The sequence below is a fragment of the Acidisoma sp. 7E03 genome (assembly GCF_054665075.1).
The window spans coordinates 370041-395665 of the sequence record NZ_BAAFHE010000001.1 but is presented as its reverse complement, the minus strand read 5'-3'; the positions used below and the strand labels follow the sequence as shown (position 1 = coordinate 395665).

At 66.2% G+C, this 25625-nt stretch carries 24 protein-coding genes; 18 read left to right on the top strand and 6 right to left on the bottom strand.

What is annotated here, in order from left to right:
* Nucleotides 1-52 precede the first annotated feature (52 nt).
* The 11 genes from ACYQ6W_RS01920 (at nt 53) to ACYQ6W_RS01870 (ending at nt 12882) form a co-directional block, all read left to right on the top strand.
* Nucleotides 53-1366 carry a porin gene (locus tag ACYQ6W_RS01920; protein ID WP_459673230.1) on the top strand — a complete coding sequence of 438 codons (1314 nt, stop codon included), beginning with the start codon at nt 53-55 and terminating at the stop codon, nt 1364-1366.
* 32 nt (nt 1367-1398) lie between these two features.
* On the top strand, nt 1399-2430 hold the full coding sequence (locus tag ACYQ6W_RS01915) for a sulfate ABC transporter substrate-binding protein (protein ID WP_459673228.1): 1032 nt from the start codon (nt 1399-1401) through the stop codon (nt 2428-2430).
* Between the two features lie 5 nt (nt 2431-2435).
* Nucleotides 2436-3296 (top strand): sulfate ABC transporter permease subunit CysT, encoded by an 861-nt coding sequence (gene cysT / locus ACYQ6W_RS01910; protein ID WP_459673226.1) that lies wholly within the window; start codon nt 2436-2438, stop codon nt 3294-3296.
* The gene (cysW, locus tag ACYQ6W_RS01905; RefSeq protein ID WP_459673224.1) at nt 3289-4137 is read left to right on the top strand and encodes a sulfate ABC transporter permease subunit CysW; all 849 of its coding nucleotides are present in this window, start codon (nt 3289-3291) and stop codon (nt 4135-4137) included. Before cysT ends, cysW begins: the two co-directional genes overlap by 8 nt.
* Nucleotides 4137-5267 (top strand): sulfate/molybdate ABC transporter ATP-binding protein, encoded by a 1131-nt coding sequence (locus tag ACYQ6W_RS01900; protein ID WP_459673222.1) that lies wholly within the window; start codon nt 4137-4139, stop codon nt 5265-5267. The genes cysW and ACYQ6W_RS01900 overlap by 1 nt, the downstream gene beginning before the upstream one ends.
* Before the next feature lie 126 nt (nt 5268-5393).
* On the top strand, nt 5394-6536 hold the full coding sequence (locus ACYQ6W_RS01895; protein WP_459673221.1) for an ABC transporter substrate-binding protein: 1143 nt from the start codon (nt 5394-5396) through the stop codon (nt 6534-6536).
* Complete coding sequence (locus ACYQ6W_RS01890; protein ID WP_459673219.1) at nt 6526-7596, top strand: FecCD family ABC transporter permease; 1071 nt, start codon at nt 6526-6528, stop codon at nt 7594-7596. Before ACYQ6W_RS01895 ends, ACYQ6W_RS01890 begins: the two co-directional genes overlap by 11 nt.
* Nucleotides 7589-8374: an ABC transporter ATP-binding protein gene (locus ACYQ6W_RS01885; RefSeq protein WP_459673217.1), complete on the top strand. Its 786-nt coding sequence runs from the start codon at nt 7589-7591 to the stop codon at nt 8372-8374. The genes ACYQ6W_RS01890 and ACYQ6W_RS01885 overlap by 8 nt, the downstream gene beginning before the upstream one ends.
* Before the next feature lie 101 nt (nt 8375-8475).
* Complete coding sequence (locus ACYQ6W_RS01880; RefSeq protein ID WP_459673215.1) at nt 8476-9036, top strand: PAS domain-containing protein; 561 nt, start codon at nt 8476-8478, stop codon at nt 9034-9036.
* Nucleotides 9033-12464, top strand: a complete 3432-nt coding sequence (locus tag ACYQ6W_RS01875) for a chemotaxis protein CheB (protein ID WP_459673214.1) — start codon at nt 9033-9035, stop codon at nt 12462-12464. Before ACYQ6W_RS01880 ends, ACYQ6W_RS01875 begins: the two co-directional genes overlap by 4 nt.
* Nucleotides 12457-12882, top strand: a complete 426-nt coding sequence (locus ACYQ6W_RS01870) for a response regulator (protein ID WP_459673213.1) — start codon at nt 12457-12459, stop codon at nt 12880-12882. Before ACYQ6W_RS01875 ends, ACYQ6W_RS01870 begins: the two co-directional genes overlap by 8 nt.
* Here ACYQ6W_RS01870 and ACYQ6W_RS01865 read toward each other — a convergent pair whose 3' ends face one another.
* Nucleotides 12883-13605 carry a FadR/GntR family transcriptional regulator gene (locus ACYQ6W_RS01865; RefSeq protein ID WP_459673211.1) on the bottom strand — a complete coding sequence of 241 codons (723 nt, stop codon included), beginning with the start codon at nt 13603-13605 and terminating at the stop codon, nt 12883-12885.
* 142 nt (nt 13606-13747) lie between these two features.
* Here ACYQ6W_RS01865 and ACYQ6W_RS01860 point away from each other — a divergent pair, with 142 nt between their 5' ends.
* The 4 genes from ACYQ6W_RS01860 to arfA are packed head-to-tail and all read left to right on the top strand — an operon-like array spanning nt 13748 to nt 18354.
* The gene (locus ACYQ6W_RS01860; RefSeq protein WP_459673210.1) at nt 13748-15043 is read left to right on the top strand and encodes an extracellular solute-binding protein; all 1296 of its coding nucleotides are present in this window, start codon (nt 13748-13750) and stop codon (nt 15041-15043) included.
* Between the two features lies 1 nt (nt 15044).
* Nucleotides 15045-15998: a carbohydrate ABC transporter permease gene (locus tag ACYQ6W_RS01855; RefSeq protein WP_459673208.1), complete on the top strand. Its 954-nt coding sequence runs from the start codon at nt 15045-15047 to the stop codon at nt 15996-15998.
* Nucleotides 15995-16828, top strand: coding sequence for a carbohydrate ABC transporter permease (locus tag ACYQ6W_RS01850; protein WP_459673207.1), 834 nt, complete (start codon nt 15995-15997; stop codon nt 16826-16828). Before ACYQ6W_RS01855 ends, ACYQ6W_RS01850 begins: the two co-directional genes overlap by 4 nt.
* A gap of 11 nt (nt 16829-16839) precedes the next feature.
* Complete coding sequence (arfA, locus tag ACYQ6W_RS01845) at nt 16840-18354, top strand: arabinosylfuranosidase ArfA (RefSeq protein ID WP_459673206.1); 1515 nt, start codon at nt 16840-16842, stop codon at nt 18352-18354.
* A gap of 32 nt (nt 18355-18386) precedes the next feature.
* Here arfA and yghU read toward each other — a convergent pair whose 3' ends face one another.
* Together yghU and ACYQ6W_RS01835 are read right to left on the bottom strand one after the other, a co-directional pair.
* Complete coding sequence (yghU, locus tag ACYQ6W_RS01840) at nt 18387-19232, bottom strand: glutathione-dependent disulfide-bond oxidoreductase (protein ID WP_459673204.1); 846 nt, start codon at nt 19230-19232, stop codon at nt 18387-18389.
* Between the two features lie 143 nt (nt 19233-19375).
* On the bottom strand, nt 19376-20095 hold the full coding sequence (locus tag ACYQ6W_RS01835) for a PAS domain-containing protein (RefSeq protein ID WP_459673203.1): 720 nt from the start codon (nt 20093-20095) through the stop codon (nt 19376-19378).
* A gap of 170 nt (nt 20096-20265) precedes the next feature.
* Here ACYQ6W_RS01835 and greB point away from each other — a divergent pair, with 170 nt between their 5' ends.
* Both greB and ACYQ6W_RS01825 read left to right on the top strand, forming a co-directional pair.
* Nucleotides 20266-20793: a transcription elongation factor GreB gene (gene greB / locus ACYQ6W_RS01830; protein WP_459673436.1), complete on the top strand. Its 528-nt coding sequence runs from the start codon at nt 20266-20268 to the stop codon at nt 20791-20793.
* Nucleotides 20794-20935: 142 nt separating this feature from the next.
* On the top strand, nt 20936-21700 hold the full coding sequence (locus tag ACYQ6W_RS01825) for a hypothetical protein (protein WP_459673202.1): 765 nt from the start codon (nt 20936-20938) through the stop codon (nt 21698-21700).
* Between the two features lie 6 nt (nt 21701-21706).
* On the opposite strand, the gene ACYQ6W_RS01820 is transcribed toward ACYQ6W_RS01825, so the two are convergent.
* From ACYQ6W_RS01820 to ACYQ6W_RS01810, 3 genes are all read right to left on the bottom strand, one after another.
* Nucleotides 21707-21973 (bottom strand): hypothetical protein, encoded by a 267-nt coding sequence (locus tag ACYQ6W_RS01820; protein ID WP_459673201.1) that lies wholly within the window; start codon nt 21971-21973, stop codon nt 21707-21709.
* A 60-nt stretch (nt 21974-22033) separates the two neighbouring features.
* Nucleotides 22034-22882, bottom strand: a complete 849-nt coding sequence (locus ACYQ6W_RS01815; protein ID WP_459673435.1) for a lysophospholipid acyltransferase family protein — start codon at nt 22880-22882, stop codon at nt 22034-22036.
* 268 nt (nt 22883-23150) lie between these two features.
* Nucleotides 23151-23630, bottom strand: a complete 480-nt coding sequence (locus ACYQ6W_RS01810) for a c-type cytochrome (RefSeq protein WP_459673200.1) — start codon at nt 23628-23630, stop codon at nt 23151-23153.
* A gap of 267 nt (nt 23631-23897) precedes the next feature.
* Here ACYQ6W_RS01810 and ACYQ6W_RS01805 point away from each other — a divergent pair, with 267 nt between their 5' ends.
* On the top strand, nt 23898-25619 hold the full coding sequence (locus ACYQ6W_RS01805; protein ID WP_459673198.1) for a methyl-accepting chemotaxis protein: 1722 nt from the start codon (nt 23898-23900) through the stop codon (nt 25617-25619).
* Nucleotides 25620-25625 lie beyond the last annotated feature (6 nt).

Here is a 25625-nt window from a genome sequence, read left to right as displayed (position 1 = left end):
ACGCGATCTCATTTAGTGACAATATCCTATTAACAACATAGGAATTAGTGAAATGCGGCGACGGCGTTCCGGTGCAGGCGTGGGGCAGGGGCGGGGGAAAGGCCATCGTCGCACCCTGTTGTGCCCGACGCCGCTGCGGGCGGCCGTGGCCCTGCTGCCGTTCGGCCTGGGCCTCGCCACCGCCGCTCAGGCCCAGGTTTCGACCCCCGACTTCACCAAGAAGATCGCCCCCGGCACCGTCGTCGTCCGCCTCGGCGGACGCGTCGCGGAATGGGCCGGTGTGAGCGGCTTCACTGGCCAGAGCTACAACGGCACGAAATACGCGGGCGGCGGTCTCGGCGGATATCTGCGCCTCTACCCGGGCTTCGACGGCGTCGCCGCCAACGGCCTGCAGTATGGTGCCCAGGCGGAAATTCGCGAAAACACCGCCACCAGTCCCGGCACCAGCGCCAGCACCGAAACTCTCTACGTGCTGCGCGCCTTCGGCTATATCGGCTTGCCCAATGTGGGCCTCGCCCGCTTCGGCCAGCAGGAAGGCGCGCTCTACCTCTTCGACACCGGCCGTTTCGATGGCGGAAACGAGGCCTTCGACAGCGGTGGCTGGAACGGTGACATCCCGACCTTCTTCGTCAATTCCTCGGCCCGCCCGGTCTATCCCTTCACCTGGTCGAACAACGAGCGGACGACCAACAAGATCGACTATGTGACGCCGACCTTCAGCGGGGTCAGCTTCGGTGCGAGCTTCGAACCGAACCAAACGGCGGAAAACTACGCGCCCGCGACCGTCTCCTCGACGACCGCGACCGACCTGCGCCGCAACACGCTCGAACTCGGCATCCGCTACAAGCAGAAGTTCGGTGCCCTCGCGCTCAACAGTTCGGCGGCCTATCAGACGGCGGCACCCGTTGCGTATACCGGCGCGCCCAAGGCCGGTCTCCCCTACCAGAACATGCAGGTCGGCAGCTTCGGCCTCACCCTGAGCTATGCCGGCTTCATGGTTGGCGGCAACACCAAGTTCGGCAACATGAACGGCCAGTTCGAACCGAACTACGAAGGGGGTGCGACCGCCGTGGGTTGGCTCGCAGGTGGTCTCTACAACACCGGGCCGCTGACCGTCGGTGCCAGCTACTTCGTCTATGACAGCCAGGGTGACATGTCCTCGCCCAGCACCGAAGGCACCCGCCGCGAATACGGTGCGGCTGCGGGCCTCACCTATCTCGTGGTGCCGGGCCTGAAGCTCTTCGCCTCCTACCTCTATGGCGGCCGTCACCAGACCGGATTCAACTTCCTCGCCAACAAGGCCGGTGCGGCGAACAACGACACCAATGCCCAGGTCTTCGCCGTCGGCACCTGGCTCTACTGGTAGTGCCATCCCATCATCCTGAAAGGGATCCGCTCATGACACGCAACAGCTTGCCTCTGCCGCGCCGTGATCTGCTGCTATGGGGAGCGGCCATCGGCATGGCGGGTGCCGCCGGCCTCGCGCCCTTCCAGGCGCGTGCCGCCGCCGCGCGTTCGCTGCTCAACGTCTCCTACGACCCGACGCGGGAGTTCTACGCCGCCTATGACGCGGCCTTTGCCGAAGGCTGGAAGGCCAAGACTGGCGAGGAGCTTTCGGTCAAGGTTTCGAACGGCGGATCGGGGGCGCAGGCCCGTGCCGTGATCAGCGGGCTCGAAGCCGATGTGGTGACGCTCGGCCTCGGCTACGACATCGACGCCATCGCCAAGGCCGGTCTGCTTTCGCCCGATTGGGCAAAGCGCCTGCCGCAGAACAGCACGCCCTATACCAGCACCATCGTCTTCCTCACCCGCAAGGGGAATCCGAAGGGCATTCAGGATTGGCCGGATCTGGTAAAGCCGGGCGTGCAGATCGTCACCGCCAATCCGAAGAGTTCGGGCGGCGCACGCTGGTCGTTCCTCGCGGCCTATGGCTGGGCGCTGAAGGCCAACGGCGGCAGCACGGAAAAGGCCGATGCCTTCATCCGCGCCTTCTATGCGCGCGTGCCGGTGCTGGATGCCGGCGCCCGCGGCGCGACGCTCACCTTCACCAATCGCGGCGTCGGGGACGTGCTCGTCTCCTGGGAGGATGAAGCGCATATGGCGGTCGCCCAAGGCGGCGCCTATGAGATCGTGACGCCCAAGATCAGCGTCCTCGCCGAGCCGCCAGTCGCCGTCGTCGATGCGAATGCCGATCGGCACAAGACGCACGATCTCGCCGAGGCCTATCTCGAGGGTCTCTACACGCCGGAAGCGCAGGATCTGGCGGCGCGGCATTTCTACCGCCCGCGCGATGCGGCCGTCGCTGCCAAATACGCGGCGCAGTTTCCGAAGGTCGAGACCTTCGACATTGCAACCTTCGGTGGCTGGCAGGCGGCGCAGAAGCACTTCTTCGCCAATGGCGGGCTCTTCGACCAGATCTATCAGGGCTGACGGCCGTGAGTGCCACGGCTGCAAGCTTGCCAGTTCCGCGCGGCCGTGCCGTGCGCTCCATCCTGCCTGGCTTCCGGCTCAGCCTCGCCATCCTGCTCTTCGGGCTGACCATGGTCGTCTTCCTGCCGGTCACGGCCATGGTCGGTGATGCCGCAACCCTCGGGCCTGCCGGCATCCTGCAGCTCTTGGCGAGCCCGCGGGTCTTCGGGGCCTTCCGCGTGAGCCTCGTCTGTTCCGCGGCCGCCGCACTCACCTCGGCGATCTTCGGCCTCCTCATCGCCTGGGTTCTGGTGCGCACGGAGTTTCCGGGGCGCAGGCTCGCCGATGCCATGGTCGATCTGCCCTTCGCCTTGCCAACCTCTGTCGCCGGCATCGCGCTCTCCACCCTCTACGCGCCGCATGGCTGGATCGGTGGTCTGTTGGCGCCCTATGGCATGCGCGTCTCCTTCACCGTCTACGGCGTCTATGTCGCCCTCACCTTCGTGGGCCTGCCTTTCGTGGTGCGCAGCCTGCAGCCCGTGCTGCAGGATCTGGAGGCGGAGCAGGAGGAGGCCGCCTTCATGCTGGGCGCGCGGCCGATCCAGACCTTTCGCCGCGTCATCTTCCCGGCGATCCTGCCCGCCCTGACGGCGGGTTTCGCCATGGCCTTCGCGCGCGGCTTGGGCGAATACGGCTCCGTCATCTTCATCTCCAGCAATCGGCCCGGGGTGTCCGAAATCATTCCGCTGCTCATCGTCAACCAGCTCGAGGAGTTCGACTTTCCCGGAGCGGCCACCATCGGCAGCGTCATGCTGCTGCTCTCTTTCCTCTTCCTCCTCGTGATCCTTCTGTTGCAGCGCGCGGTGCGCGGAGGCCGCCATGCATAGGATGAATGGTCAATCCGGCCGTACCGCGGCGCACCGCCTGATGATCCTGGGCGCGCTCGCCTTCATGACGCTCTTCCTGCTGCTGCCGCTGCTCACCGTCTTCGTCCAGGCCTTTGCCCGCGGCATACCGGCTTATGTCGCGGCGATCGCGGACCCGGCGACGCTTTCGGCGATCCGCCTCACGCTCGTGGTCGCGGCCGCCGCTCTCGTGGTCAATCTCGTCTTCGGGATTGCCGCCGCCTGGTGTCTCACGCGCTTTCGCTTCCCCGGCCGCCCGCTGATTCTGACGGTGCTCGATCTGCCCTTCTCGGTCTCGCCCGTTGTCGCCGGCCTCATGCTGGTGCTCCTCTATGGGCGACAGGGCTGGTTCGGCCCCTGGCTCGAAGCCCATAATCTCAAGATCGTCTTCGCCCTGCCGGGGATGATCATGGCCACCATCTTCGTCACGCTGCCCTTCGTCGCGCGCGAACTCATTCCGCTGATGGAGGAGCAGGGGGCGGAGGAGGAGGAGGCCGCCATCCTGCTCGGTGCCTCCGGCTGGCAGATGTTCTGGCGCATCACCATCCCGAAGCTGCGCTGGGGCCTGCTTTATGGCGTCTTGCTCAGCAACGCGCGCGCCATGGGAGAATTCGGGGCGGTCTCGGTCGTCTCCGGCAATATCCTCGGCCTGACGGATACCATGTCACTCGAGGTCAAGGCGCTGTATGATGGCTACAACATCGTCGGCTCCTTCGCGGTTGCCTCGCTGCTCGCGGGGCTCGCGCTCGTCACGCTGGTCGCCAAAACGGTACTCGAGCGACGCTTCCTCTTCCGCTCCACCCCGCAAGCCGAGGTCGCCTGATGAGTGCGCATGTCTCCATCCGCGGCCTGACCCGCCGCTTCGGCAGCTTCACCGCCCTCCGCGATGTTTCGCTCGACATCCCGGAAGGCGCGCTGGTGGCGCTTCTCGGTCCCTCCGGCTCGGGCAAGACGACCCTGCTGCGCATCATCGCGGGGCTCGATCTGCCGGATGTCGGGCAGGTGCTGATCAATGGCGAGGACAATATCGCGCGCCACCCGCGCGAGCGTGGCGTCGGCTTCGTCTTTCAGCACTACGCGCTCTTCCGCCACATGACGGTGGGAGAGAACATCGCCTTCGGCCTGCGCGTGCGGCCGCGCGGAAAGCGGCCCTCGTCGCAGGAGATCACCAAGCGCGTCGCCGGGCTGCTCGACCTCGTGCAGCTCGGCTGGCTGGTGGACCGCTATCCGAGTGAGCTGTCCGGCGGCCAGCGGCAGCGCGTCGCGCTGGCCCGCGCGCTCGCGATCGAGCCGCGCCTGCTGCTGCTCGATGAGCCCTTCGGCGCGCTCGACACCAAGGTGCGGAAGGAACTCGGTGCCTGGCTGCGCGATCTGCATCATGATCAGAGCATCACCAGCCTGCTGGTGACGCATGATCAGGAGGAGGCGCTGGAACTCGCCGACCATATCGTGCTGATGGCCCAGGGCCGTGTGGCGCAGATTGGCACGCCGGCCGATCTCTACAGCCGGCCTGCGACGCCTTTCGTGCTGGAATTTCTGGGTGAAGCCAACCGGCTGCCCTGCCGCATCGGTGAGGCTGGCGCCGCACTCCTGGAAGGGACCAGCGTCGTCATCAGCCACAGCACGGAGACGGGTCATCCGCTCGCCTGGCCGGGGCAGGCGCTCACGCTCTACGTGCGGCCGCATGATCTGCTGCTGGAGCCGGATGAGACGGGCCCTGCCGTCATCACCCGCGTCCGTATGGCGGGCGCCTTCGCCAAGATCGAGGCGCAGGCGCAGGGCGCGGCCCTTACCGCGCTGATGCCTTTTCACCGCCTGGCTGCTTCCGGTCTCGGCGAAGGCGGGCGTGCCCGGCTCACCGTGCTGCATGGCCTGGCCTTCGGGCCGGAGGAGGAGGGGGCCGTGCCGCTCTCCCTCCGTTTCGCCGCGCGCGCCGTCGCCGTCTCCGCCTGAGCGGCGGCGGCGCGGCGGGGAGGCTGCTATTCCGCCCGCTTCAATTGCGACCGCTAGTCAATCGCGATAAGAGGCGCCGCCCGGCCGGGGCGGCCTCGCCGCTTCCGGCGCGGTGAGGAGAGCCTGATGACGACACCCATCCTGCGCCGTTGGCTCGGCGCCTGCCTCGGCACCCTGGCCCTGCTGGCGCTTGCGCGGCCCGCGGCGGCCGATCCCATCACCGTTACCGACATGGCGGGCCGCACCGTGACCCTCGCCGCGCCGCCGACCCGCATCGCCCTGCAGGACGGGCGCATCGCCCTCGACCTCGCGCTGCTCGACCGGGCCGATCCCTTCGGCCGCGTCGTCATCTGGAACAACCTGCTGCGCCGGCAGCTCGGTGATCTCTGGCCGCTGCTCGCGCAGCGCTGGCCGAAGGCGGCGCAGATCCCCGACATGGGGTTTGACGACAATGGCGCCGTCAATCTTGAATCGCTGATCGCCCAGAAGCCACAGCTTCTGATTGCCGAACTGCGGGCGCGGCCGGTTCTGGAGCAGGACGGCGCCATGCGCACCCTCGCCAGCCTGCATGTTCCGGTGATCTTCGTGGACGATGCCGAGCATCCGGTGCCCAACGCGGTGCGCAGCCTCACCCTGCTCGGCCGTGTTTTGGGGCGGGAGACGGAGGCCTCGGCGTATGATGCCTTCTACCAGGCGCATCTCGATCATCTGCAGCAGGTGATCGCGGCGCAGCCCCAGCCGCACCCGACCGTCTTCGTCGAGGCGCTGGCTGGGCGCGCGGATGCCGGTGGCTGCTGCTTCACCCATGGCGACTTCGGCTGGGGCCTGCTGGTGCAGGCGGTGGGCGGCCGCAATCTCGGCTCCAGCCTGCTGAAGACGCCCTCCGGCGATGTTTCGGTCGAAGCCCTGATCGCGGCCCAACCCGATGTCGTCGTCATGACGGGCAGGGGGCCGGGCGGCGCCATGCTGGGCTTCGGCTATGGAGCGAATGCGCCGGCGATCGGCCGCACGTTCACAAGCCTCGAGGCACGCACCGGGCTGAGCGCGCTGCATGCCGTGCAGCAGCGCCGCGTCTACGGCCTCTATCACCCCTTCTATTCCAGTGTTTTCAATATCGTAGCCCTGGAATATCTGGCGAAGTTCATCTACCCGCAGGCCTTCGCGGACCTCGACCCCGGCGCCACCTATCGGAGCCTGGTCGCGCAGTTCACGGAAATCCCGGCGGCGCCCGCCATCCTCGGACAGCAGGCCCCCGCCCATGGCGGATAGCCTGGCGGCGGAGACATCCTTCACCCGGCACTATGGCCAGGCGATCCGCCGCCGCGCGGTGATCCTCGCCGGGCTCGGCCTCGCCTGCCTGCTGGCCTTCCTGGCCGACCTCGTAATTGGCGGCGGCACGCTCAGCCTGGGGCAGGTGCTGCAGGGCCTCGTCCAGCCGGGGCAGGCCGATCCCACGACGCGCGTCATCCTCTGGCAGCTGCGCCTGCCGGTCGCCTGCACCGCGGCGCTCGCGGGGGCGGGCCTCGCCGTCGCCGGCGGGCTCATGCAGATCGCGCTCGTCAATCCCTTGGCCGAGCCCTTCACCCTGGGCCTCTCCTCGGCCGCGGGCTTCGGCGCGGCGCTCGCCATCATCCTCGGCCCGATGGTGGCCGCGTTCTTCGGCCTGCCGCTCGATCTGCTGATTTCGGCGGCGGCCTTCCTCTTCTCGCTGCTCGTCGTCGCCGCCATCGGCCTCATCGGTCACCGCCGGCAGATGCGGCCCGAGACCATCGCCCTGATCGGCATCGCCATCCATTTCACGTTTTCCGCCCTGCTCGCCTTCACGCAATACGCGGCCGATGCCGACCAGCTGCAAAGCCTGGTCTTCTGGCTGCTTGGCTCGGTGCAGCGCACGAATTGGACGAAGGTTGCGATCGACGCCGCGTTGTTCCTGGCGCTGATGCCGCTGCTCCTCGGCCGCGCCTGGATGCTGACGGCGGCGGCAGGCCTCGGCGACCAAGCCGCCGCCTACGGCATTCGCCTGCCGCGCCTCCGTTTCGTGTTACTTGCCGCCGCCGCCCTGCTCGCCGGCTCGGTGACGGCGACGGTCGGCATCGTCGGCTTCGTGGGCTTGGTGGCTCCCCACATCGCCCGGCTGCTGGTGGGGGAGGATCAGCGCTTCGCGCTCGCAACCTCGGCCGCCTGCGGCTGCCTCATCATGCTGGTCGCGGCGATCGCGAGCCAGGTGATCATCCCTGGTGCCATCCTGCCCATCGGCATGCTGACGGCGCTGCTCGGCGTGCCCTTCTTCCTCTGGCAGATCCTGCGGCGGGAGGGTGGGCATGCTTGAGGTTTCCGGCCTCTCCGTCACCCTCGGGGGCCGCCCGATCCTGCGGGATCTCGGCTTCGTCGCGCCGGCTGGCAGCATCACCGCCGTGCTTGGCCGCAACGGCGCGGGCAAGACCAGTCTCATCCGCGCGCTGGCTGGGCTCATCCCCATGGAGGGCGAGGTGCGGCTTGCGGGCCAGTCGCTCGCGGCGCTGTCGCCGGCCGCGCGCGGCAGCGCCATCGGATACATGGCGCAGGAGCTGGCGGCGACCACCGCCCGGCTCTCGGTGCTGGACCTGCTCGTCCTCGCGCAGAACACGCATCAGCTCGGCTGGCGGCCGCGTGCCCAGTCCCTCGCGATGGCGGAGGCCATTCTGGCCGATCTCGGCCTGACCGCCCATGCTGGCGCAATGCCGCTGCATCTCTCGGGCGGGCAGCGGCAGATGGTGGCGCTGGCCCTCGCCCTGGTGCGGCGGCCGCGCCTCTTGCTGCTGGATGAGCCGACCTCCGCGCTCGACATCACCAACCAGCTGCATCTGCTAAACTTCGTGCGCGATTATACGCGGCGTCACGCGATCGTGACGGTGATGATCTTGCATGATCTCAATCTCGTGACCCGCTTTGCCGAACGCGCCCTGCTTCTGGACGGGGGACGCCTGGCAGCAGCAGGCGCCATGCCCGACGTGCTCGACCGCGAGCGCCTCGCGGAAACCTACGGGATAGACTGTCAAATTCTGGAACTGCCGTCCGGCCACCGCGTCATCTATGCGCTCGGCGCTGCGAGTTCCACCGGGAGCTGACCAGCCTGGACAGCGCCTAGTCCGCGGACAACACAAAAGTGGGACTTCCCTTGTCGATCGGGGAAGGGGATGCTTTATCGTCCGCGTACGGAAATTTCTGCGTGATATCGGATCCCATTCCCAACCTGCTTCGTAGCTACCTCGAGCAGTCGCCGGTCGCGCTTGCGCTGGCGGCGGCTGAGGGCGACCAACCCTTGCTTCTGGTGAACGAGGGCTTCCATCGGTTGACCGGCTTCTCGGGGGAGGACGTGACCGGCCGCAACTGCCGCTTTCTTCAGAAAGAGGCGGACAATGGTGAGGCGCGCCGCAAGATCCGCGATTTTCTGTCCGACCGGCGGATCGGCAATCTGCGCACGCCGATCATCAACTTCCGCAAGGACGGCCGCCCCTTCGTCAACCTCCTCTACATGTCGAAGCTGCGGGGGCGGGACGATGCGGTGCGCTTCATCTTCGCCTCCCAGTTTGACATCAGCCGCACCCAGCCCTCGCTGCTGGCGGATTATGACGCCGCCTTGGATCGTACCTTGAGCGACCTCGACCCCGCGCTCGCGCCGACCGGGCTGATCATCGAGGGATCGCTGATGACGATCGGCAGCAGCGCCGCTCTCATCGCCCAGGCGAAGATGACGCTCGACACCCTGGCTCGGGACCACGCCGAATGACCGGCCCGGACGGCGCATCCCCCGGCCCTGACCGCTTTCCCATCGTTGGGATCGGTGCCTCCGCCGGCGGCCTGGAAGCTCTGCGCGACATGCTGGCCGCGGCGCGGCTGCCGACGCACATGGCCTTCGTCATCGTCCAGCATCTCGATCCCAATCACGAAAGCATGCTGGCGCAACTGCTGGACCGGCATACGGTGCTGGAAGTGCTGCAGTGTGAGGGCGGAGAGCGGATCGCCCCCGATCGCGTCTACATCATCCCCCCGGGTCGCGGCCTGGCGATCCGAGACGGCGTGCTCGAACTCACCGACTTTGCCCAGCCGCGCGGCTTGCGCCGCCCGATCGACGACTTTTTCCTGTCCCTCGCCTCCGATCAGCAGGCGAATGCCGCCTGCGTCATCCTGTCCGGCACCGGCGCGGACGGCACGACCGGCCTGCGCGCCGTCAAGGAGAATGGCGGCGTGTGCGTGGTGCAGGAGCCGACCAGCGCGCGCTATGACGGCATGCCGCTTTCGGCGGTCGGTACCGGCCTGGTCGACTTCGTGCGCCCATCCCCCGAGATCATCCCCTGTCTCGCGAGCTTCTTCGCGCGGCGCGGCGCGGAGGATGAAGCGGAGGCCAGCACTCTCGTTTCCGACCATGTGGACGATCTCTGCGCCGCGCTCCGAACGACGGTCGGGCATGACTTCACCGGCTACAAGCGGTCCACCCTCATCCGCCGCATCGAACGGCGCATGCATGTGCTCGGCATCTCCTCCGGCCATGCCTATCTGCAGCGTGTCCAACGGGACGTTGAAGAGTGCAACGCGCTCTTTCGCGATCTCCTCATCAACGTCACGCGCTTCTTCCGTGATGCCGACCTGTTCGAAGCGCTGCGCAGCAAGGTGATCGAGCCGCTGATGCGCGAGCGTGATCCGGACGAGGATCTGCGCGTCTGGATTCCAGGCTGTTCGAGCGGGGAGGAAGCCTACAGCATCGCCATGCTCTTCGCGGAGACGGCGCGCGAACTTGGCCAGCCGCTGGCGGTGCAGATCTTCGCGACCGATATCGACGAGCAGATGCTGCACATTGCGCGCGATGGCGTCTATCCGGCCGCGGCCCTCGCGGATATTCCGGCGCCGCTGCGGGAACGCTACACGGCGCCCCATGGCGAACGCTTCACCATGATCGGCCAGATCCGTGATCTGATCCGCTTCTCCAGCCACAGCCTGGTGAAGGACCCGCCCTTTTCGCGGATCGACCTGCTCTCCTGCCGCAATCTGCTGATCTATTTCGACGACCGGTTGCAGCAATCCATCATGCCGCTGCTGCATTACGCGCTGCGGCCCGGTGGTTTTCTCTTTCTCGGCCCGTCCGAAAGCGTCGGTCGCTTCGAGCATCTCTTTCCAGTGATCGATCAGCATGCACGCCTCTTCGTGCGCTCGCCGGGCGCGCCGACCTATCCGATCGACCTGCCCGGCAGCCAGCGCGAACGGCCGATCCGCCGTGAGCGCGAGACGCGCGGTGTGCAGGCGTCCCTCGCCGACGAAACCATGGCGATCCGCCGCATCATCGACCGCTATGCCCCCGCCGCCATGGTGCTGGACCAAGATGGGGGAATCATCGCCGCATACGGCCGGCTCGGGCGGTATTTCGATTTCCCCGTGACGCGGACGGGCGGTTCCAGCGCCATCACGCTCGCGCGTCCGGGTCTGCGCGGTGTGCTCGGCCCGCTGCTGCGGCGCGGGCGGGATGAGCAGAAGCGGCTGGTGGCGCGGGAGGTCGAGGTTGCAACCGAATTCGGCGTGCAACCGCTCGAAATCGTCTGTGATCCGCTGGGCGACGGAACCTTCCTGTTCGTCTTCCGCGACGCAGGGCCGTTCCGTGCCGTGGACGCGACGGACTTCACCGATCTGCAGCCGGGCGAAGACCATATCGAGGCGCTGGAAGACGAATTGCGGCTGACGCGGCACCGGCTGCGCTCGACGGTGGAGGAGCTGGAGACGGCGAACGAGGAACTCAAAAGTTCCAACGAAGAAATGATGTCGATGAACGAGGAGCTGCAGTCGACCAACGAGGAGCTCGCAACCGTCAATGACGAGTTGAAGAGCAAGGTCGAGCAGCTGACCAGCGCGAACTCGGACATGCGCAACTTCCTCGAATCGACCGATCTCGCCGTCGTCGTCGTCGATCGCGACCTGCGCATCCGCAGCTATACGGCTGCCGCAACCAGCATCTTCCCGCTGCAGCCGAGTGACCGCGGCCGCCCGCTCGAAGACGTGGCCAGCCGGCTGGAAGAGGCCGTGTATCTCGACGATGCGCGGCGCGTGGTGCAGGGCGAGCAGGTGGTGGCGCGGCGGGTGGTGAGCCGGGATGGCGCGCGGACCTTCTCGTTGCGCATCCTGCCCTATCGCGGGCAGGACGGCACGGCGGACGGGGCAAGCCTGGTGCTGACCGAAATCACCGAAGCCCTGTCGCTCGAACGCGCGCTGGCCGCCGAACGCGAGCGGCTCGATCTCGCGATCAAGGCCGGCGGCATCGGCGTCTGGGAATACCGCTTCGAGGCCGGAGCCGTGGTGCTCGATAGTGGGCAACGCCGGCTGTTCCGCCTGCCAGAGGGGGAAGAGGCGGTGTCGCTGGATCGGCTGCTGCGCCAGATCGACCCGGACCACCGCGCCGCCGTCGCGGCCGGACTGGGCCAGGCGCACAAGTCCGGCGGCGATTTCGAAGCGACTTTCCGCCTTCGGACCGGCGGGGACTCGCCGCGCTGGATCAAGGCCTTCGGCCGCTTGGTGCAAGGGGCGCGGCCGGCCCGCATGATCGGTGTCTCGATCGACGTGACCTCCGAATATGCGGTGGCGGAAACCCGCGAGCTGATGCTGCGCGAGATGAACCATCGCGTGAAGAACCTCTTCGCGATCATCGGCGGGATGGTCACCGCCGCGGCCCGTTCGCATAGCGACGTTCCCACCTTCGCTGCCGATATGCGGGAGCGTATCGTGGCCCTCGGCCAGGCGCATTCCCTGGCCTCGCCGACCGGCGAGCAGAACATGATCGATCTCGCCGCCTTGATCGAGACGACGATCGCCCCCTATCGGGATCACGCGCAGATCAGCCTGGCCGGGCCCACGGTGCTGATCGACCGCACCTGCCTTTCCCCCCTCGCGCTGATGTTACATGAGTGGGCGACCAATTCCGTGAAATACGGGGCTCTTGGCGATGGTGGCGCGGGAAAGCTCACCGTGCACTGGTGGCTGGAAAAAGAGGGGCTCGTGCTGGATTGGCAGGAAGAGAGTGCGCGGGGCGCGAAGGAAGTCTCCAGCCCCGGCTTCGGCACGCTTTTGGTAAAGACCTCCTCCCGTCAGCTCGGGGCGAAGCTACGACGCGCCGCCGATGGCAACCGATTCATGATCGAACTGGTTTTGCCCAGGGAGGTTCTCGTCGATGAGTGAGACCATCCTGCTCGTCGAAGACGAGCTGTTTGTGGCGCTGGACGTGCAGACCACGGTGGAAGACAACGGCTTCGTGGTGGACGGGCCCTACGCGACGCTGCGCGAGACCATGGAGGCGCTGAGCGCCGAGGGCCATCCGCGGCCTGCCTGTGCCATTCTCGACGTGCGGCTGCGGGATGGCGAGGTCTATCCCGCCGCGGACCGGCTGCGCGATGCCGGCATCCCGATCATTTTCCACTCCGGCCATGCCGACCAAGGCTCCCTGAAGCAGCGGTATCCCGGTGCCGCGGTTTGCGGCAAGCCCTGCTCCCCGGCGGCGCTCCGCACGCAACTCGTCAGCATGCTGGCGACACTGCGCGCCGCGGGAGAGGGGGCCGCCCCCTCCGCCGCGCCTGCCGGCCACCCGGCTGGCGCCTGATCACCCTCCCGGGGGCGACAGCAGGCGCCGACGCCAGGCCAGGAGCAGCCGTTCCATCGCCGCAGCGGCCGCCTCCGCCTCCCGCTGCGTGATCGCTTCCGCCACCGCCTGATGCAGGGCCACGTCCTCCGCCGGATCGGCGGGCTGGCCGTGCTCTCGATCGAAGGACAGGCGCAGTGCGGATTTCACAGCTGCGCCGATGGTGATGAAGAGGCCGTTGCGTGAGGCGTTGATCACGGCCAAGTGAAAGGAGAGGGCAGCCTCGGCCGCGATGCGCGGAGACAGCTGCTCGGCATGCGCCTCGGCGATGTCGCGGCAATGGCGGCCGATCGCCGCATGGTCCTCTTCGGTGCCGTCGCGGGCTGCAAGGAAGGCCGCGCGCGGTTCGAAACAGAGCCGCATCTCGAAGATGTCTTCCACGATCTTGTCGTCGAACTTCGCGGCCAGGCGCCAGGCCAAGACATCCCGATCGAGCAGGTTCCAGTCCCCGAAGGGGAGCACGCGCGTGCCCGTGCGGGGAGAGACTTCCACCAGACGTTTCGAGGCGAGGGCTTTCACCGCCTCTCGGATCACAGTGCGGCTCACACCGTAGACTTCGCAAAGTTCGCTTTCGATCGGGAGGGCGGTGCCGGGCGCGAACTCGCCCGCGACGACGCGCATGCCGAGGCTACGCTCGATTTGCGCACTCATGGTGCCGACCACCGTCAGATCCCGTTCGAGCATGCGCCCTTTGCCTCCCCGCCCGCTCGGCCCGCCAAAAGGGGTCGACAGGCTTTTGCCGCATATGATAATACCATTGGTCAAGAAGGGAAACCTTACCGCTGTCTGGCGGGGGATTTCCCCACCGAAAACGGGGAGGGCACCGATGAAACGTGCTGGCCTGTGTTTGGCTGCCCTGCTGGCAGCCTCCTGCGGAATCGCCACTGGCGCTGCCGCCGCCGACAAGACGCACGTCGTCTGGTGGGATTTTCTGAGCGGCGGCGACGGCTTGCGCATGAAGGCGATGATCGCCCAGTTCAACGCGACGCATCCCGACATCGAGATCGATGCGACCACCCTGCAATGGGGTACGGCCTTTTATACCAAGGTGCAGACCTCTGCCGCCGTCGGGCAGGGGCCGGATATCATGACCTATCATCTTTCGCGCCTGCCGCTCGGTGTTTCCACCGGCACGCTCAGGCCCTTTACGGATGCCGAGCTTGCATCCGCCGGACTGTCCGCCAAGGATTTCTTCCCGTCCGACTGGCAGGCGGCGCATGTGGATGGCAAGCTCTACGCCATCCCCCTCGATATCCACTCCATCATTCTCTATTATAACAAAGACCTTCTGGCGAAGCAGGGGCTGCTCGGCGCGGATGGGCTGCCAAAAGGCCTCGACGGCATCAAGAACTTCGATGCGGCGCTGAAGAAGCTGACGGGCGCCAACGGCGCCCAGTACGGCGTTTCCTTCGCCAGCGCCGATACCGATGGCGCGACCGATTGGCGTCTCTTCTACACGCTGTTGAACCAGATGGGCGGCACCTTCCTGCAGGACGATACCGTGCTGCCGGGGGAGAGTGAGGCCAAGGCGGTTCAGGCGACCGAGACGATCGCCGATTGGGTGAAGCAGGGTTGGGCGCCGAAGCTCACCGACTATCCGGCCTCCATCGCCCTCTTCACCTCCGGAAAAGCGGCGATGCACATCAACGGCGTGTGGGAAGTGCCGACGATGGTGGATCTCGCAAAATCGGGCAAACTCGGCTTTCACTGGGGCGCGGTGCAGATTCCCGTCCTGTTCGACCATCCGGCCACATGGGCGGATTCGCATTCCTTCGCCATTCCCGATCGTCGCGGCAACCCAGTGCCGCCGGAGAAGATCAAGGCGGATCTGACGGTGATTTCTTGGATCGAACAACATGCCATCCTGTGGGCAGGGGCGGGGCACATCCCTGCCTACAAGCCGGTGACGGACAGCGCCGCCTTCCAGGACATGCAGCCGAATGCGACCTATGCGTCGCTCGCCAAGACCGCGGTCTTCGATCCAGGGTCCAAGATCGCCGGGGTCGCCTCGCCGGTTTATGACGCGTGTAACAACTTCATCCAGCCGGCGATCAACGGCCAGATCGCACCGAAGGCCGCGATCGCCCAATTGAAGGATGAGCTGGAAGGGGACCTGCAGTAGCATGGCGGGCGCGCAGACGGCCCCCGCCATGCGCCATGCCCGCGCCGTCCGATCCGTGCAGGGCACCATCACCTCTGCGCCGCGCCGCAAGCGGTATAACGGCTGGGCCGCCTTGGGCTTCACGGCGCCCTTCCTGTTCGCCTATCTCGTGCTCTTCATCTATCCCAGCCTGCGCATGCTGCAGCTCAGCTTCAGCAACGCGCCTTTGATCGGCGCTGGGCATTTCGTCGGTCTTCACAACTATCTCCGACTCTTGCGCGATCATCTGTTTCAGTCATCCGTGGTGCATACCGGCTACTTCGTGCTGTTGACGGTGGTGCCCACCACCTTGCTCGGCCTCGGCATCGCCTTGATGGTCTCGCGTCTGCGGGGGTGGCTGCAGAGCGTCGTCCTTGCCTGCTTCTTTCTACCCTATGTGCTGCCCGTGACGGTGGTGACGCAGATTTGGGAATGGATGCTCGATCTGCAGTTCGGCATCGGCCAGAGGTTTCTTCGCCTGGCCGACCCTCATGGCATCGCCGTCTTCCAGAACCCGCTCTGGGCCATGCCCATGGTCGCCCTCGTCACCATCTGGTGGACCTGCGGCTTCAACGTGCTGCTCTTCATCGCGGGCTTGCGCAACATTCCAGCGGATATGTACGACGCGTCCGCGCTCGACGGCGCCGGCCGCATCGCCCAGTTCCGCCACGTCACCTGGCCGCTGATCTGGCCGGTGACCACCCTGGTCCTGACGATCCAGCTCATCCTGCAGCTCAAGATCTTCGATCAGGTCTATCTTCTGACAGCCGGTGGGCCGTTCAACTCCACCTATGTGCTGGTGCAGTACGTCTACCGCCAGGCCTTCGTGCTCAACCACGGCGGCTACGGGGCCGCCGTCGCGGTCGTCCTCTTCGTGCTCATCGTGGCCTTCTCCGTCCTGCAATACCAGCTGCTGCGGCTGAGAGGCGTGCGATGAAGGCGCTCGTCTTGCGCCCGGGTGCGGCGCTCCTCACCGTGCTCGCGGTGGTGGCCGCTCTCATCTGGGCCTTTCCGCTCTACTGGGCCATCGTCACCTCCCTGAAGCCGGAATATGAGGTGGTGAAGCCCGGCCTTCATCTGCTACCGCAGATCTGGACGGTGGCCGGCTACGCCTATGTCTTCGCCCATACGCCGCTTGGCCGGTGGTACATCAATTCGCTTGGAACTTCCGTCCTCATCACGCTTCTCGTGCTCCTCATGAGCGCGGCCTGCGGCTATGCCATCTCGCAGTTGCGCTTTCGTGGCCGCCGGCTGCTCTTCGCCATGATTCTGGCGAGCTTCATGGTGCCCATCCAGGCGCTGATGATCACGCACTTCATCCTGATGAACGATTTTGGCATGGTGGATCGCTGGAGCGGCGTCATCCTGCCGCAGCTCATCGTGCCGGTCGCCGTGATCGTCTACAAGCAGTTCTTCGATTCCATCCCGCGGGAGTTCCGTGAAGCCGCCGTGGTGGATGGTGCAAGCGAGTTCCGCCTCTTCGTCGGGATTTATCTGCCGATGAACTGGGGCATTACCACGGCGCTCGCCATCATCACCTTCATCGCTGCCTGGAACAACTTCCTATGGCCGTTCCTGGTGACGAGCACGGATCGCGCAATGACCGTCACGGTCGGCATCGTGCAGGTGCATGACGCCTTCGGCGTGCAGTATGCGCGCAACATGGCGGCTGCCGTGCTCGCCGCGCTGCCGGTCGCTGCCGCCTATTTGATCTTCCAACGCCGGGTGACGGAAGCCGTGATGCTTTCGGCCGGCATCAAGGGATGAGAGAAACCGCCATGCCGCATGCCCGTCTCGTGGTAGACCGCGACTTCGTGCTCGCCGATCTCGATCGTCGCATCTTCGGCGCCTTCGTCGAGCATATGGGCCGCTGCGTCTATACCGGCATCTACGAGCCCGGCCACCCGACGGCGGATGCCCAGGGCTTCCGCGGCGACGTGCTGGAGCTGACGCGGGAACTCGGGCCCACCATCATCCGCTATCCCGGCGGCAATTTCCTCTCCGGCTATGACTGGCGGGATGGGGTCGGCCCGAAGGAGCAGCGGCCGGTGCGCCGGGACCTTGCCTGGTTCTCGACGGAGACCAATCAATTCGGCACGAACGAATTCATCGACTGGTGCCGCAAGGCGGAGATCGAGCCGATGTTCGGCGTCAACCTCGGCACCAAGGGGCCGGACGAGGCAAGGCAGTTCCTCGAATACTGCAACCATGCCGGAGGCTCGCAGCTATCCGATCTGCGGCGCGCCCATGGTTGGGAAAAGCCGCATGACGTGAAATTCTGGTGTCTCGGCAACGAGATGGATGGGCCCTGGCAGATCTGCCACAAGACAGCCGCGGAATACGGCCGGGCTGCGTTGGAAACCGCCAAGGTCATGCGCTGGGTCGATCCCACCGTGCAGCTCGCAGCCTGTGGCTCCTCCCACCGCAGCATGCCGAGCTTCGGCGCCTGGGAATACGAAGTGCTGGACCATTGCTTCGACGAGGTCGACTTCATCTCCCTGCATACCTATTTTCGGAATGACGCGGACGACATGCGCGAGTATTTCGGCGTCATCGAGCTGATGGACACCTTCATTCGCGAGGTGGTGGCGATCGCCGATGCGGTCGCCGCCAAGCGGCGTTCGCAGAAGAAGATCATGCTGTCCTTCGACGAATGGAACGTCTGGTATCGCACGCATCAGATCGAGCATATGCGTCGGCCCGGCTGGCCGGAGGCGCCGCGGCTGATCGAGGAAGTCTACAACGTCGAGGATGCTCTGATCGTCGGTGGCGCGCTCATCGCGCTGATGAACAATGCCGATCGCGTCAAGGCGGCCTGTCTCGCCCAGCTCGTCAACGTGATCGGGCCGATCATGACGGAGCCGGGCGGCGCCGCCTGGCGGCAGACGATCTTCCACCCCTTCGCCCTCGCCAGCCGCCATGGGCATGGCCGGGTGATGCGCACGCAGGTCGAGAGCCCGGCCTATGCCGCGAAATCCTTCCCGGAGATCCCCTATCTGCTGTCATGCGTCGTGGATAATCCGGCGGACGGCACCACCGCGATCTTCGCCATGAACCGCCATCTGGACGAGACGCTCGATCTGTCGGCGGATCTGCGCGGCCTCGGCCGTGACCGCCGCCTCGTCTCGGCGACGGAGGTGCATGATGCGCAGCTGAAGGCCATGAATACCCGCGAGCGGCCGAATGCCGTGGCACCGCGGGTGCTCGCCGAGGTTCAGGTCGAGGGCGAGCGCATCACCGCCCGCCTCAAGCCCAGCTCCTGGAACGTCATCGTCACCCAGGCGCCGCGCTAGCGGGAAGGGGCGCCGCAGCGCCCCTTCGCCCATCAGTCGAGATCGGCGGCCGAATGCCGTTCGGCCAGCTGCTCTTCTTCGGGGCCCATCACGCGGTTCACCCGCCGGCCGCGCTTCACGGCCGGCCGCTCGGCAATCGCCTGCGCCCAGCGAACCACGTTCTTGTAGTCCTGCACGGAGAGGAACTCAGCCGCATTATACTGGTTGGCAATCACGAGGCCGCCATACCAGGGCCAGATCGCGATGTCGGCGATGGAATAGTCTTCGCCCGCCATGTAGCGGTGCTCGCCGAGGTGGCGGTCCAGCACGTCCAGCTGGCGCTTCACCTCCATGGTGAAGCGGTCGATCGGGTATTGCCACTTCTCCGGCGCATAGGCGTAGAAATGGCCGAAGCCGCCGCCGACATAGGGGGCGGAGCCCATCTGCCAGAACAGCCAGTTGAGCGCTTCGGTGCGGCCGAGAAGATCCTTGGGCAGCAGCGCGCCGAACTTCTCTGCGAGATACAGCAGGATCGAGCCTGATTCGAAGACGCGCACCGGTGTTTCCCCGCTGCGGTCGAGCAGCGCGGGGATCTTGGAATTCGGATTGACGCGCACGAAGCCCGAGGAGAACTGGTCGCCCTCGCGAATGTTGATCAGCCAGGCGTCGTATTCCGCGCCGGCATGGCCGAGGGCAAGCAGCTCCTCGAGCATGATGGTGACCTTCTGGCCGTTCGGCGTGGCGAGCGAATAGAGCTGCAGCGGGTGCCGGCCGATCGGCAGGTCCTTCTCGTGCGTGGCGCCGGCGGTCGGCCGGTTGATGTTGGCGAAGGCGCCGCCTGCGGCCGTCGGCGCGCTCCAGACTTTGGGCGGCACGTAGCCGGGGGAGGTCTCGGTCATCTCTCTTTGTCCTGATCTGGCCTCGGGCCGCGCAGGGGCGGCCTTTCGCCGAACTTAGGCGTTTCGGACGGTTCGATAAATACCGCACCCCTACGGTCTTGTTTCCCGCGGATTTGCGTGGAGGAGGGCTTGGCCCGAGGCGCTCAGTACCAGACGGCCGCGAGTTGATCCCCGAGTGAGCCGCGTTCGGCGGCGGGCAGCAGGCGCAGCAAGGTCTCAGGGCCTTCGGCACCCTGGCGAGGATGGCATTCTACCCGCACCTTCAGCACCGTGCCGTCAGGCTGGTGGACGTGAATCTCGAGCAGAACGGGCCGGGTCGGTTCGGCATGGACGGCTGCCACCGCCTGCTGCAGGCGGGGCGCATCCTGCGGCATCACCTGGGGCAGCAGCGGCTGGCCGATCAGCGCCGTGGGCGACACTCCAAAGAGATCGGCCGCTTCCGCGCCGATGCCGCGAATGACGAGGAGCCGGTCCACCCGGCACAGCGTGGCTGGGTCGCTCAGCCCGGTAGCCCGCGGGGGCGCAGCGCTTGCGGCCACGGCCGCCACATCCGCCTCAGGCGCCGGCCAATCGGCGAGGCGCTCAGCTGTCACCGGCGCTCTCTGCCCCGCTCGGCCGCGCAGGACGGCCGCCAGCAGCAGCGCGAGGGCGGCGACCGGATAGACGAACACGCCGATCTGGGCGGCGTTCTGCAATCCGGCATTTTGATACCAGACCGGGTAGAGCCCGGGGGCCTGAGCACTCACGGCGAGATCATCCGTGGGTTGGCCTTGCTCGCTGAGCGCGATGACGAGCATCAGGGCCAAATAGCCGGACATGACCCAGAAGAGGCCGTAGCCGAAGCGGCGGAAGAGTCGAGCCATGGAAACGGAGCCCCGAACCATCAGGAGGCAGCATTAGGCACGAGCGTTGCTGAAACGTTACTCTGCATATCAAAAGGTTGCGAAAAGGAGAAGAAGCCAGAAGTCGTGGGCGTTGGCGGGCGGCCGGGGCCTGTCTATGGTGCGCCCCCGATGAATGATGCGGCTGGATGATGGCCTTCGACGACGAAGACGAGGATGACGGTCCGCCCCGGTTGTCGGGCGGCAAGTTCTACATGACGCCGGAAGGCTTCGCGCGGCTCGAGGCCGAATTCGCCGCCCGGCGCGAAGAGCGGCATCGCGTGGTTGAGATCGTCGCCTGGGCAGCCGGCAATGGCGATCGCAGCGAAAATGCGGACTACAAGGAGGGCAAGCGCCGCCTGCGCGAAATCGACCGTCGGCTGCGCTTTCTCACCCGCCGCCTGGCGCATGCCGAGGTGGTGGACCCGGCGGCCCAGAGCCAGCGCGATCGCGTCTTCTTCGGTGCGACCGTCACCTTCGTCAACGAGCGGGACGAGGAAAAGCGTGTCACCATCGTCGGCGTGGACGAGGCGGACATGGCCGAGAATAAGATCAGCATCGGGTCGCCCATTGCGCTCAGTTTGCTGCGCGCGCGTGTGGGCGATGAGGTGACCGTGCGCACCCCGCGCGGGCCGGAAACCATCGAGGTGCTGGCGATCTCCTATCCGGCCCCGACCTGAGGCCGCGCGGCCAGCCGATCTCGGGCGCGGTCAGGCTCCGGTCCGGCGCCCCTCTTTTACCCCTGTTAATCTTCGCGGGGTAAAGGTGGAGCGACTCATGCGCTTTCCGGAATGATCCGCAACAAGATATGAGCCTCGACGCATGCCCTCCGTCCTCAACCTCGCCGGCATCGGCCAGGTCACGATCGATCGTCGCCCCGATACTTGCCCGATCTGCCAGACGCGCATCACCCCGAACGTGATGACCGGCGGCGCGGGCGGCCGCGTCTATGACGGCAACCTCACCATCGTCTACGTTTGCCCCAGCGATGCCTGCCGGGAATATTTCCTGGGCTATTACGAGAAGCGGAACGGGCTCTACACCTTCCTGCGCTGCCGCCCGCGGGAAGTCCTGGTGCCCGAGTTGCCGCAATTCGTGCAGCGCATCTCCACCAATTACGCCGAGATGTTCCGCGAATGCTATTGCGCCGAGGCGGAGGGGCTGCAGCAGCTTGCCGGTGTCGGCTACCGCAAGGCGCTGGAATTCCTGATCAAGGATTATCTCATCTCGCGCCGCGCGGAGGAGCGTTCGGCTATCGAGGAGGCGCCGCTCGCCGTCTGCATCGAGCGCTACGTGACCGACGTCAACGTCAGGGACGTGGCACGGCGGGCCGTATGGCTGGGCAGCGAGGCCTATCCGCGCCCCTGGGCGGAGAAGGATTTGCGGGACCTCAAATCCGTCATCGAACTCGTCCTGCGATGGATCGAGACGGAATATTTGACGGAAGAACTGCTCAAGACCATGCCGATGCCGCCCGATAGCCTGGCCCCGGCATCCGAGCCGACGGCCGCACCGGCGCGGGAGCTGCGCGGCGGCGAGTTGGGCGAGGTTCAGGCCGGGGCCGCCGCCATGATGAGCGGGGCCTAGCCGGAGCTAGAATCCGTCGCTGCCGTTCAAGCGCTTCGGCCCGGTCATGATCTGCTGGTTTTTCAACGTGTTCTGGTCTTGCTGGTAGGTGTCCAGCTTGTACTGGCCGGTGCCGCAGCCGCCGATGGTGCCGGCCCGGGTCGGGTCCTCACCATTGTGGTTCTTCGCCAGCTTGTCTTCCTTCTTGCAACCGTAGGTTCCGGCATCGGCGGGGAGCGATACGGTCCCCGCGGCGAAGGCTGCGAGAAGAAGGGCGAGGCCGAGGCGTCTCATGGCAAGTTCCTGTCGCGAAAGCGGACCGAAGCTCACCCATGCCACGCCACCGCCGCCGGTTCAACTCGGCGGTCGTTCCGCTTTCGGCCAGCGCCGGTGCAGCCACAGCCAGGCGCCCGGATCGGCCCGCACCCAATCTTCCACGCGCGCGGTCAGCGCGGCGGTGAGAGCTTGGATGTCCGCCGTCCGGTTGCCGCTCAGCGGTACTTCGAGCGCGGCTTCGCAGATCACCCGAAGCCGCGCCGGGCCCAGCCGTTCGATCCGGATGGGGATCAGCGGCAGGTTGAAACGCAGGGCAAATTGCGCCGGTGCGGTCGCCGTCATGGCCGGGCGGCCGAAGAAGGGGACGGGAATGCCGTCATTCATCTTCTGGTCGACCAGCAGGCCGAGCGAGCCACCGCGGGAGAGGTGCGCGATGGCGGCGCGCGCGCCGGCGGCGCCCTTCGGGAACATCGTCACATGGCTGCCATGGGCGGCGCAGCGCAGGGCCTGGATGACGTCCTCAACCGCTGGGTTGGAGGCCCGCCGATAGGCGCCCGATACCGCAAGGCCGAGCTGGGAAGCGACCGGCAGGATCATCTCCCAATTGCCGCAATGGGCTGAGAAGAAGATCGCCTGGCCCTTTGGCAGATGCTCCTCGCCCACCAGCTCCCAGCCGGGGCCGGAGACCGTGCGCTTGAGGGCGGCGAGATGCGGCAATTCGCCGACATTGCTGCCGAGATTGCGCCAGACGGCGCTGATGATGCGGCGGCGGGCGGGAGCGTCGAGGTCCGGGAAGGCGAGGGCGAGGTTGCGGTCAGCCGTGCGTGACGGGCTCAGGCGGGGGCCGATGGCGGCGGCGACGGCCCCTGCCAGTCGCGAGGCGCGTTCCGGGCCAAGCGCGCGCAGGATCGCGATGGCCCCCTGCAAGCCGAGGCGGGTTGGCGCTTGCCAGCGGTAGCGCCCCTTCGGTGTGGCATGGCCGGTCGGGGAGGAGGAAAGCGGCGAGGCAACGGCCAAAGTTGATCTTCTTTTATCGGCAGGCGCGGGGTTCGTTCCCCTGCCGGCAGGACAGGCCAAGCGGTTCTTAAATGGCAACAAGGGTTGCGCCAAGAGGCGAGGGCGCGCCTTCTGGACGGCAATTGTGTCGGCTTGCGGGCGGTCAGGAGACGAAAAGTCTCCTCCGGCGCAGGGGATCCTACCGGCTGGCCCGCGGGTGGGAAACGAGGGGCACGTCCGCCGCCTGGGCCGCGGTGTAGGTCAGCGCATGCAAGCCTGCCGGATAGCCGTTCCGCTGCAGGAGATAGGCCATGACGGCGGCATAGTCGGCCTGGGGCAAGCTCGCCGGGGCGCCAGCCGGCATCTCGAAGGCGATGACGTTGAACATGATCGCGACGGTGGTGTGGTTTCGGGCGGAGCCGAAGGCGGGCCCCAGAAGCGCCGGACCGATCTTGCCGCGGAGATCGGCTCCATGGCAGCCGGCGCAATTCTGCGCGTAGACTTGGCGCCCACGATCCGCATCACCCTGGGTGAAGAGGGCAGGGAGCGCGGATGTGCGAGCCTGTGTAGCCGCCGCGGCGGCAGAGACGGCGGATGCCGCGACGGCGAGCATGCCCGCGCAGAGCGCTCCAGCCCGCAGCGGCCAGATGCGGACACGTCGGTCGCTGCTTCCTGCCATGGCATTCTTCTTTCGGACGGGTGCTATCGAGAATCACCCTGTTGGCCCTGTCCGGCCCCGACGGACGCGGCGTCTGGACCAGAACTGTGGCGATAGAGGAGCCTATTCTTTAAGTAATCTGTAAAAAAATTGGCCTTCGCGGCAATGTTAAGGCGGTGATTAGGAAAGGATATTCACGAAGGATTAGACAATTCTGTCTAGCTTCATCGCTCCGGAAGAGGTTGCCATCCCGATCGGCCCTCGAAACGTTTCGTAGAGGATGCTATCATGCTTGGCTACTCGTCGCTCTCCACGCGTCTTTTGCGCGCTCTGGATCGTTCCCTCGCGATCATCGAATTCGATCCGCGGGGAAAAATCCTTCGGGCCAACGAGAATTTTTGTCAAGCAATGGGTTATAGCTGGGCGGAAATCCGCGGGCGGCACCATAGCCTGTTCGTCGAACCCACCTATGCCGCCTCCGCCGACTATACCCAGTTCTGGGACCGGCTGCGTCGCGGCGAGTTCGACGCCCGCGAATACAAGCGCATCGGCAAAGGTGGTCAGGAGGTCTGGATTCAGGCGACCTACAATCCCGTCATCGGAGCGGGTGGCAAGGTCGTCCGCGTCATCAAGGTGGCCACCGTGGTGACCGAGGTGAAGCTTCGCAACGCCGAGTTCGAAGCCAAGGTCAAGGCCATTTCCAAGGCGCAGGCCGTCATCGAATTCACCCCGGCAGGCGTGGTGCTGGCCGCCAATGGGCCGTTTCTCAGCACCTTCGGCTATACCTTGCCGGAAGTCGTGGGCCAGCATCACCGCATGTTCGTGGAACCTGAAGTCTCCGCAAGCGCCGATTACAAGGTGTTTTGGGAGCGGCTCGCCCGCGGCGAGTTCCTTGCCGCCGAATACAAGCGGCTCGGCAAGAATGGCAAGGAAATCTGGCTCGAAGCCTCCTACAACCCGCTCTTCGATCTCAACGGCCACGTCTACAAGGTGGTCAAATTCGCGACCGACGTGAGCGGCCGCGTGCGCGCCGTGCGGGCGGTGGAGGAGGGGCTGTCGGAACTCGCCGCCAAGAACCTCGCTTATCGCATCACCGAGGAGATGACCGAGGAATTCGCCAGCCTGAAGCGGGACTTCAACGAATCGCTCGGCCTTCTGCAAGCCGCCATGTCCCAGGTCTCGGCAAGCACCACCTCCATCTACCGCGGCATTGCCGATATCTCGGAAGCCTCCGGCGATCTCTCGAAGAGGACGGAGCATCAGGCCGCCAGTCTGGAGGAGACCGCGGCGGCCCTCGATCAGATCACCGCGACGGTGCGGCGCACCGCCGAGGGCGCAGGCGAAGCGCGACGCCTCGTCACCGATGCGCGGCAGGGCGCCGAACGGTCCGGCACGGTGGTGCGTGATGCAGTGGCCGCCATGGGAGGGATCGAAGGTTCCTCCCGCCAGATCGGCAACATCATCGGCGTGATCGACGAGATCGCCTTCCAGACGAATCTCCTCGCGCTCAATGCGGGGGTCGAGGCGGCGCGTGCGGGTGAGGCCGGGCGCGGCTTCGCCGTGGTGGCGACGGAGGTGCGCGCCCTCGCCCAGCGCTCGGCGGAGGCTGCGAAGGAGATCAAGCAACTCATCTCCACCTCGGGGCAGCAGGTGGAAGTCGGTGTCAGGCTGGTGGGTGAAACTGGCGAGGTCCTCAATATGATCGCGGAGCAGGTGACCAAACTCAACAGCCTGATTGCGGACATCGCGGCCTCGGCGCAGGAACAGGCGACGGGGCTGCAGGAGGTCAACACCGCGGTCAATCAGATGGACCAGGTGACACAGCAGAACGCCGCCATGGTGGAAGAGACGAGCGCTGCCGCCGTCAACCTCGACCGGGAGGCGAACGCGCTGCACAGTCTGGTATCGACCTTCGTTCTTGGTCCGGAACAGGGCGAGGCCGGTGCGTCTGCACCGGGGCGGAACGCCGCGCGGGCGCAGGCCGGCAGCCGGGCGGCTTACGCGCGCTGAGAGCGC